Below are 8,384 nucleotides of genomic sequence, written 5' to 3' on the forward strand. Positions count from 1 at the left end.
CCTTCGCCGTACCCGTGACCCGGGCGGTCCGGGCATTCAGACGGACGGCCCGGACCCGCCCATCTCGGCGGCGAAGGTACTCGGGTCGCCGTCGAAGCCCCGCAGTGCCCAGTGGTAGGCCCAGACGCCCGCGCCGTCCCGGGTGAATTCGGCCACGACCGCCGCCGTCGCCGAGGCGACGCGCGAGAAGTCGTCCTCGCCCAGTTCGGTGTAGCCCTCGCGGATCTGCACGCCGGTACCGGCCACCGTGCCGAAGGTCTTGCGGCCGTCGCGCTGCTGGATCGCCACTCCCACGACGACCCGTACGTACCGCTCCGCGAGCCGGTCGAGTTCCAGGGTCATGACCTCGTCGAACCCGAGCCCCTGGCCGGTCCGGCTGTCCCGGTTCAGGGTGATCGTGCCGTCGGGGGAGCGGCTGTCGTGGTGCACGAGGTAGTCGGGGTCGCCGAACGGGGCGTCGGAGACGTACGTTCCCGCGATGAGGTCGAGGTCGTTGGGCGGTTCACCGAGCTCGCTGGGATCCCACTTGAGCCGTACTTCGACCTTCTCGATGTCCTTGTTGGGGTTGCTGCTGGGGGTGCTCATCGGACTTCCCTTCATGCCGCTGCGCCACCGGTCCGGTCCTACAACCCGATGATGGCCATAACTTGGCTCGGATCCAACCGTGTTGGCCCCGGGCGGCCGGTTCGGGCCACGCCCGGCCCGAAGTGGCGCGAAGCGGTCCGTGCGCCGACGGACGGGTGTCACCCCGAGCCCCGTGCGTGCCCGCGCCGTCGGGCGGTGCTTCAGTGCGGGATGCGGAGGGGCGGGCGCTGGACGGTCTCCTCGCGGAACAGCTCTATCCGGCTGCTGACCTGGCGCAGGAGGTGAGTGTCCTCGATTCGGTCGAGGTAGAGGCAGTTGCGGGCCACGCCCTCCAGTTCGAAGGCGAAGCAGAGTGACATCAGGGGGTTGATGAAGAGTTCACTGCCCTTGGTGCGCGAGGTGAACCGTACGTCCCCGAACGAGCCACGGACCGCCGCTGCGATTGACCCGTTGACGATGCTGGGATGGTCGGGGGTGTTCTCCTGCGCGTGCGCGACCGCGTCGAGATAGAGCGCACCCTCGCGCGTCGAACGGGAGAGGGAGAACGCCCCGAGATAGGCGCCGTCCCGCTCCAGGGCGGCGATGTTCTCCAGCACGAGCCCGTGGCTGACCCCGTGATACGCGTCGACCCCGAATCCGACGGAGACGATCAGCCGCTCCGGCACGTCGATCCCGGCGAGCGCGGCGACGGAGGCCAAGTCCTCCTCCGGGGTGCCGAGACCGGACTCGTCGCCTCGCATGAGGATGTCCGTACCGCCGTCGACGAGGACGACCGCGTCGATGTCGTGGCGCTCGATCAGCGCCCGGTACGCCTCCCGCAGCGGCTGGACCCCGACTCGCGCGAGAGCGTGGACGGTGCTCGGGTACCCGTGCCGCGCGAGCCACTGGGCGAGGGTGCGCTCGGGGAAGTACGTCTGATACGGGGAGCTTTCGGGGGTGACGGCCGCGACGTCCGGAGCGACCCAGTCGTCCAGGGGGAGGCTGTCGATCGAGCTGAAGGTGAGATTGGCGAGCGTGACGTCCTTCCCTTGGTGCAGGAGGGAGAGCGCGATCGGCAGACCTGCGTAGATGTCGAAGCCGCCCCCGGCACCCGCGACGAGTACGCGCCGGGCGGGTTCCAGCCGGGAGAACAAGGGATGCGAGTGCAGACCGGTCATGGAGATCATTCTGGGCCGTCCGTACCGGGCATGGCCAGACACGGCCCAGGGACGAGTTCGGACGTTCTCCACAGGAGAGTGACGCGCGCCACGCCCGGAGCCGTACGATGGCGCGGTGCTGGTCAAGTGGATGCGCTGCGCCGTGGTGGACCGTCATGGGTTCGAACAGGGGCAGCGACAGGGGGCGGGGCTGCTCGATGAGCCGGGGTTCCGAGGACAGGGCGGCGGGTGGAGCCGGGGGCGCCCGGACGTCGCCCACGTCTTCGCGTTCTGGGAGAGCCGGGTTTTCTACGACTCCTACATGGCGCGGGCCGGTGACGCCGCGACCGCCGGGCGGCCGGGAGCCTACCGCGACGCGCAGGTCAAGCTGTTCGAGCACCGCTTCGACGTGAAGACGGGCTTCGAACCGGACTTCACCGACGTCGATGTCGTCCGGGTGGCCCACAGCAAGGTCCGCGAGGACCGGGTGGAACACTTCGCGCTCATGCAGTACCGGGTCTGGAACCCGGCCATGGCGGGTTCGCCGGGCATGCTGCGGGGGGTGTTCGGCGAAGCGCCGGGCCACGAGTTCCTGGTGCTGTCCATGTGGCAGTCGAGCGCGGAGCGCGGAAAGTACCGGCTCCAGAGCGCCGAGCGACTGTCGGACCGCGCCGAGACGGAGACGGACGTACTGGCGCTGGCCGGGGACGTCGTCCAGCTGGAGCCGTCCTGGACGGTGGCCTGACAGATCCCGCAGCCGTCGACCGCTGCCGGGGTCCCGAGGCGTGCGGGGCCGTGAGGTGGGGCCGCGCGGCTCGGCGGTGGTGCGGTTCGCGCCGCCGCCACGCTGCCTGCCGCCCGTGTTGCCCGTCGCCTGCGCAGCCTGTCGCCCGTGTTGCCCGGGGATCGTGCTGCCGGGGCCCGCGCTGTCCGGGGGGCCGGTCCGTGCGACCGTTCGAATCACGCCCTAGGGTCGTCCCATGGCACGACCGCAGCGCATCGTCCTCGTACGGCACGGAGAGTCCGAGGGCAATGTGGACGACACGGTGTACGAACGTGAGCCCGACCATGCCCTGCGGCTGACGCACACCGGGCTCCAGCAGGCGGAGACGGCCGGCCTCCGGCTGCGCGAGGTGTTCGGCGAGGAGCGGGTGAGCGTCTACGTCTCCCCCTACCGCCGGACCCACGAGACCTTTCGCGCGCTCGGGCTCGACCTCACCCGTGTGCGGGTGCGCGAGGAGCCCCGGCTGCGCGAGCAGGACTGGGGAAACTGGCAGGACCCTGACGACGTGCGGCTCCAGAAGGCGAACCGGGACGCTTACGGGCACTTCTTCTACCGCTTCGCGCAGGGCGAGTCCGGGGCCGATGTCTACGACCGGGTCGGCGCCTTCCTGGAGAGCCTGCACCGCAGTTTCCAGGACCCCGACCATCCACCGAACGTGCTGCTCGTGACGCATGGGCTCACCATGAGACTGTTCTGCATGCGCTGGCTGCACTGGTCGGTCGCCGAGTTCGAGTCTCTGTCCAACCCCGGCAACGGCGAGACCCGGACACTGCTGCTCGGGCCCGACGGCCGCTACACGCTCGATCGCCCGTTCGCGCGCTGGCGGACCCCCGAGCCGTACGGCATCACCGGATAGGGCGGCCGGTCGCCGAGACTGGATGGTGCGGGTTCCTGGACCGGTAGCCGCTGTCCCGGGACCGGACGGCATGTCCAGGGAGCCGGGCGGAGCGGTCCGCCAGACAAGCGGCACTACTGGATAGAGTGGCAGGAAGATGACCTCTTACTCCTCCGAAACCTTCGAACGTCGTTACGCACGTACTCTCGCCAGTCTGCGCGGCCTCTCCGTCGGAGACGCCCTGGGCTCCCAGTTCTTCGTCCCCGTCAACTATCCGCTGCTGCGCAGTCGCACCCTGCCGCCGGGGCCCTGGCAGTGGACCGACGACACCGAGATGGCCTGCTCGGTAGTGGCGGTGCTCGCCGAGCACGGCCGTATCGACCAGGACGCGCTGGCCCACTCCTTCGCCGAACACCACGACTTCGACCGCGGATACGGTCCCGCGGTGAACAGAATGCTCCGGCTGGTGCGTGAGGGCGGTGACTGGCAGGGACTCGCCGCCGGGCTTTTCCAGGGCCAAGGGTCCTGGGGCAACGGCTCCGCCATGCGCATCGCGCCGCTCGGAGCCTGGTACGCCGACGACCCGGAACAGGCCACCCACCAGGCCGAGATCTCCTCCTACACCACGCACCAGCACCACGAGGCCGTGACCGGAGCGATGGCCGTGGCCGCCGCCGCGGCCATCGCCGCCTCCCCCGGGGGACCGCCCTCACCGGAAGCACTGCTGGACGCGGTGATCGCCTTGCTGCCGCGCAGCGCGGTGGTGGCCGGGCTGCGGCGGGCCAAGGACATGCTCGACTACGAGGACCCCACGACGGTCGCCGCGGTCCTCGGCAACGGCCGTCGCACCAGTGCCCAGGACACGGTCCCCTTCGCCCTCTGGTCGGCGGCCCGCGCCCTCGGATCGTACGAGGACGCGTTCTGGGTGACCGCCCAGGCGGGCGGGGACGTCGACACCACCTGTGCCATCGTCGGCGGGATCGTCGCCGCGTCCCCGGCCGGTGCCCCGCCTGCCTCGTGGCTGGAACAGACCGAGGAACGCCCCTCCTGGGTGCCCGCCGAACCCCGCGTCTGACCGGCTTCGCGGTTTCACGCGGTTACCTGCTGTTACGAACTGCCCCGCGCGGCTCCGAGTGGTTCCGTACGGAGCCGCGCGGTCTTGTTCGGTACCGCGCAGCTCCGTTGGACCGTGCGGCTCCGCGCCGGTCGGTACGGCTTGACGGACGCGCCGGCCTGTACGGATCGGGCGCCTTCGGGTGCGGAGGGTGGCCAGGCCGCAGGCATGCCGCCCGTCGTGTCACGGTCCTGCCACAGGGGCCTCTGGGCCGGTTAGCCCGGGCGCCGCGCCGCTACTGTTTCGGCCACGCGTCGCCGGACGGCTTCCGCCGGGGCGCGAGCAACGAGACAGCGGGTGACGCGCCGACGCTCGGCGGTACGGCGGCCCCGCGTGGGGAGGGGTCCCATGCCTACGTCCGACCAGCCGTCCGGGATACCGGGTCCGCGGGACACACCGTCTCCGCCCGGTGCGCCCGAGAGATCCGGCGGTTCCGGTGGTGCCGGCGGTGCCAGTGGTGCCGGAGGCCGTGACGGTTCCCGTGGGCCGAACGGTTCAGCCGGTTCATCAGGGGGACCGGGCGGGGCGGCCTCGGCGCCCGTGTCCCCGCCTCCCGTTCCCCCGTCTGCCGTGCCCCCAGCGCCCGGATCTTCGCCGGCCGGAAAGCCTTCCGGCCACGGCGCCCGCCCCGGAACCGTCACCGCGCCGTCCGTCCCGGTGACGGTCCGTCCCGCCAATCCCTGGCAGCAGCCCCGGCCCGCGCAACCGGGGACGTTCGCCCAGGTCCGCCCCGCGCAACCGGGGACGTTCGCCCAGGTCCGCCCCGCGGACCCGCCGCTCATCGGGGGCGCGACCCTCGTGGCGGTCCTCGCCACTGGCATACTCAGCGCGCTGCTGCTCGGTGACGGTCTCGGTATCAACCTTCTCCTGGTAGCCCTGCCCGCTGCGGCCGGTACCTGGCTGGAAGCGCGCAGGGCGGGGCGTCGGGCGCGGGCGTGGACGCTGACCTGGGCGGTTGGCGGGCTGGCTCTGCTGGTGGTCCCGGCGCTGCTGGACGCGGGCTGGCCGACCTTCCTCGCCGTGGTCTCCGCCGCCGCGCTGGGTTCGCTCGCCCTGCACGGCACCAGGAGCTGGTTCGGCGTGCTCGCGGGCTCGCTGGGGGTGCTGGACGCGGTGATTCCGGGCATCGGATGGGGGTGGCGCGGCATCAGAGCACGGGCCACCGGCTCGCGGGCGCGCTGGGGCACCGTGCTACGGACGGCCGCCGTCGCCGTGGTGCTGCTGCTGGTGTTCGGAACGCTCTTCGCGAGTGCCGACGCGGCCTTCGCGGACCTCCTCGGTGACGTCCTGCCGGACGTCTCGCTGGGGGAGGGGCCCTGGCGGTTCTTCCTTCTCGCGATCGGTCTGGCCGGTGCTCTCGCCGCAGCGCGTACGGCCGCCGCCCCCACACGCTGGGACGGGATCACCGTCCGGCCCGGGCGGGCGCGGGGGCGGGTGGAGTGGGCGCTTCCGCTCATCGTGCTCGACGTGCTGTTCGCCGCGTTCATCGCTCTCCAGCTCGTCGTGCTGCTCGGCGGCTACGACAAGGTTCTGAAGGAGACGGGCCTCAAGCCCGCGGAGTACGCCCGCGAGGGTTTCTGGCAGCTGCTCTGGGCCACTCTGCTGACCCTGGTGGTCATCGCTCTGGCCCTCCGGCTCGCCCCGCGCGGGGGAGCGAAGGACCGCCTGCTGGTCAAGGGTGTGCTCGGCACCCTCTGCGTACTCACCCTCGTCGTCGTGGCTTCCGCGCTGCGCCGCATGGACCTCTACGTCGATGCGTTCGGCCTCACCCGGCTGCGTATCTCGGTGGCGGCGGTCGAGCTGTGGCTCGGGGTCGTCCTGCTGCTGATCATCGCCGCCGGAGTGTACGGCGCCCGGCACCTGCCCCGGGCGGTCGTCGTCAGCGCCGCCGCGGGAGTGCTGGCCTTCGGGCTGGCTTCACCCGACCGGTTGATCGCCGAGCAGAACGTCCAGCGCTACCGCGAGGGCAAGGCGATCGACATCACGTACCTCCAGCAGCTGTCGGCCGACGCCGTGCCTGCCCTGGACGGCATCCCGGACGAGAGGATGCGGGCCTGCGCGCTCCGGGAGATCCAGCGCGCGCTCCTGGATTCGGACGAACCCTGGTACGCCACGAGCTGGAGCGAGGCGAGGGCGCGGGACATCCTCGCCGGACACCCCGTCGACATGGCCGGGACCTCGTGCGACGACGGGACGGGCGGCTTCGGTGACTCCGGCGACCGTGACCCTGCCGAGCCCGGCCCGGCCGATCCGGCTGATTCGGAGTACGACCCGTACTGACGGGCCCCGAGTAGGACGCGTCCCCTGCCGACCGGAGGGCTGACAGGAGTGCCCTCGGGAGTCCGCCCGCGGGCACTCCTGGGTTGCCCGGCACTTCCGGGTGGCCACGCGCACCTCTGGGCGGGGCGGGTGGCGCCCGGGCGGGGGTGCGGCGGGGCTGGCGGGGCCGGTCCGGCGTGAGACGGGTCCCGTCCGAAAGGGCGGCCCGACCGGCCCGAACGGATGCCCGGCCGGTCGCTGTACACCGCGGCGGCCCGGCAGTTCACGGAATGCCCGGCCCCCCGGGGTGTCGCCACCGCGTCCATCGGCGTACGCTGTCAGGCGCCATGCCGTATGAACCACCCACGCACACTGTCGAGCGCTCGCTCCGTGCCACCACCGGTGCCCGGACCGTCGCCGGTGTCGACGAAGTCGGACGCGGAGCGTGGGCAGGTCCCGTCACCGTCTGCGCTGCGGTCACCGGTCTGCGAAGACCCCCCGAGGGACTCACCGACTCCAAGCTGATCACGCCCCGGCGCCGGGCCGAGCTGGCCCCCGTCCTGCGTGACTGGGTCACCGCCTTCGGCCTCGGCCACGCCTCCCCCGAGGAGATCGACGAGCTCGGCATGACGGCCGCGCTGCGTCTCGCCGCAGTCCGAGCCCTGGACGAACTACCGGTACGCCCCGACGCGGTGATCCTCGACGGCAAGCACGACTACCTCGGCAGCCCCTGGCGGGTACGCACCGTCATCAAGGGCGACCAGTCCTGCGTCGCAGTCGCTGCCGCTTCGGTCATCGCCAAGGTGTACCGCGACACGATGATGGCGGAACTCGGCGCGGATACCGGAGAGTTCGACGAGTTCGCCTTCGGAGCCAACGCGGGATACCCGTCACCGACGCACCGGGCGGCGCTGGAGGAGCTGGGGCCCACCCCCCACCACCGCCTGTCCTGGTCGTACCTCGACGCGCTGCCGCGGTGGCAGCACCTGAAGAAGGTCCGCTTCTCCGCCGAGGCGGCAGCACTCGAAAGCGGGGGCCAGCTCGGCTTCGATTTCTGATCGCGCTTGCGCACCCACCGGCCGACACCTGTCGTATCGGCATTTGACAGACAACCATCCATGCCTCTCACTCCCGAGGAGCCTCAGATTCACGAGAGCGCTCAGGGTCCCCGTGCGGTTCCGGCCTCCGGCCGGACCGCGTCGACCCCCCGTCCCGTTCCTGGGCCGCGTTCCGCGGCCACACCGCGTCCCGGACATCCGGGACCCGCACGGCCTGCGCCGCCGGCGCAGCGCCCCCACCCGGTCCCCGGCCCGTCGGGGCGCGCGGAGAATCGTTCCGTGCCGCAGCTGCAGGTGATTCCGGCCCCTTCCGCCGGCGCGCTCGACGCCGCCGAGGAGGCCCTCGACCTGCTGCTCGACAACGGCCGCGCCCCGGGCGACGTCCTCGTGCTCACCACGGGCGAGCAGCACCCGTGGGCCACGCACGAACTCTCCTTCGGCGAGGCCTCTTACTGGGCGCAGCACGAAGCCGGCGACGACGTGTTCTTCGCGGACCTGTCGGCGGTCGGCCGTGCCGCCGGCCGACCGGTCGTGGTCGTCGCCGTCAACGGTGAGCCGGCCGGCGACGTGGCCCAGCAGCTGTCCCTCGCGCGGGAGCGGGCCGGCACCCTGC

At 71.9% G+C, this 8,384-nt stretch carries 8 protein-coding genes; 6 read left to right on the forward strand and 2 right to left on the reverse strand.

Annotated features, from left to right (window positions below):
• Positions 1-36: 36 nt before the first annotated feature.
• Together ACFWEP_RS27080 and ACFWEP_RS27085 are read right to left on the reverse strand one after the other, a co-directional pair.
• Complete coding sequence (locus ACFWEP_RS27080; RefSeq protein WP_387373743.1) at positions 37-585, reverse strand: TerD family protein; 549 nt, start codon at positions 583-585, stop codon at positions 37-39.
• Between the two features lie 200 nt (positions 586-785).
• Positions 786-1,742 (reverse strand): DUF1152 domain-containing protein, encoded by a 957-nt coding sequence (locus ACFWEP_RS27085; RefSeq protein ID WP_387373745.1) that lies wholly within the window; start codon positions 1,740-1,742, stop codon positions 786-788.
• A 115-nt stretch (positions 1,743-1,857) separates the two neighbouring features.
• Between ACFWEP_RS27085 and ACFWEP_RS27090 the strand changes: the two genes are divergently transcribed.
• The 6 genes from ACFWEP_RS27090 to ACFWEP_RS27115 all read left to right on the forward strand — a co-directional run.
• A complete protein-coding gene (locus ACFWEP_RS27090; RefSeq protein WP_387373747.1) occupies positions 1,858-2,466 on the forward strand; it encodes a DUF4937 domain-containing protein in 609 nt (202 codons plus the stop codon).
• 235 nt (positions 2,467-2,701) lie between these two features.
• On the forward strand, positions 2,702-3,361 hold the full coding sequence (locus ACFWEP_RS27095) for a histidine phosphatase family protein (protein WP_387373750.1): 660 nt from the start codon (positions 2,702-2,704) through the stop codon (positions 3,359-3,361).
• 136 nt (positions 3,362-3,497) lie between these two features.
• A complete protein-coding gene (locus ACFWEP_RS27100) occupies positions 3,498-4,415 on the forward strand; it encodes an ADP-ribosylglycohydrolase family protein (protein WP_387373753.1) in 918 nt (305 codons plus the stop codon).
• Positions 4,416-4,802: 387 nt separating this feature from the next.
• Positions 4,803-6,734: a DUF4153 domain-containing protein gene (locus ACFWEP_RS27105; protein WP_387373755.1), complete on the forward strand. Its 1,932-nt coding sequence runs from the start codon at positions 4,803-4,805 to the stop codon at positions 6,732-6,734.
• 326 nt (positions 6,735-7,060) lie between these two features.
• Positions 7,061-7,771 carry a ribonuclease HII gene (locus ACFWEP_RS27110; RefSeq protein WP_387373757.1) on the forward strand — a complete coding sequence of 237 codons (711 nt, stop codon included), beginning with the start codon at positions 7,061-7,063 and terminating at the stop codon, positions 7,769-7,771.
• A 60-nt stretch (positions 7,772-7,831) separates the two neighbouring features.
• Positions 7,832-8,384: hypothetical protein (locus ACFWEP_RS27115; protein WP_387373759.1), on the forward strand; the 553-nt coding region annotated here is incomplete at its 3' end.

The organism is Streptomyces sp. NPDC060198, assembly GCF_042728415.1.
Classification (GTDB): Bacteria; Actinomycetota; Actinomycetes; order Streptomycetales; family Streptomycetaceae; genus Streptomyces.